At 62.8% G+C, this 1,042-nt stretch carries 1 protein-coding gene; it reads right to left on the reverse strand.

Going from position 1 to position 1,042, the window contains the following annotated elements; genetic code table 11:
- A partial coding sequence (locus FW796_RS31835) for an immunoglobulin-like domain-containing protein (protein ID WP_446440701.1) occupies positions 1 to 1,042 on the reverse strand: 1,042 nt, incomplete at both ends.

Below are 1,042 nucleotides of genomic sequence, written 5' to 3' on the forward strand. Positions count from 1 at the left end.
GTTGCTCAGGGTTACGGTAACCGGTGTGCCAGCGGCATTGGTCAAGGTGGCGGTGTAGACAATGGAGCCGCCTTCAGCCACGGAATCGGTAGCGGTCAGGCTCAGCGTCGTTGTATCCGGCGTATCGGTAACCGTGGTTTCAGCCGGTTTATCGCTGATCTCCAGCTTCTCGTAATTGCCACCGTCGGCCTTGGTAATGGTGGTGCTCAGGGAGCTGCCGCCAGCCAGGGCATCATTGGGCGCGGTGAAGTTCACGGTGGCGGAAGACTCGCCCACCGGAATGGTGATGGTCTGGCCGTTGGACAGGGTCACCACGACCGGCGAGCCGGTGACCGGCGCCGATACCGAAGCGGTGTACACCACAGTGCCGCCTTCAGCGACGCTTGGGGTAGCGGTCAGGCTGACGGTGGACGTGTCGATGGTGTCAGTGACATCGGTGACGGCTGGAGCTGGGTTGGTTACCAACTGCTCGAAGTTGCCGCCATCCGCTTTAGTGATAGTGGCTTCGACCTTGCCCGCGTCCTTGTACACGTCATCGGCAGGCGCAGGCACTGTGGCGGTGCCGGACGTGGCGCCAGCCGCGATGGTGATGACTGCACCGTTGGACAGCGTGACCGTGACCGGTGTGCCTGCGGCATTGCTCAGGGTGGCGGTGTAGACAATGGAGCCGCCTTCGGCCACCGAGTCAGTGGCCGAGAGGCTCAGCGTCGTGGTGTCCGGAGTGTCGGTGACAGCGGTCTCGGCCGGCTTGTCATTGATCTCCAGTTTTTCGTAGTTACCGCCATCGGCCTTGGTGATGGTGGTGCTCAGGGAGCTGCCGCCAGCCAGGGCATCATTGGGCGCAGTGAAGTTCACGGTGGCGGAAGACTCGCCCACTGGAATGGTGATGGTTTGCCCATTGGACAGGGTCACCACAACCGGCGAGCCGGTCACCGGCGCGGACACCGATGCGGTGTACACCACGGTGCCGCCTTCAGCGACGCTCGGCGTTGCGGTGAGGGACACAGTGCTGGTGTCGATGGTATCGGTGACATCAGTCACA

This window comes from Pseudomonas sp. 910_21, from assembly GCF_052850735.1.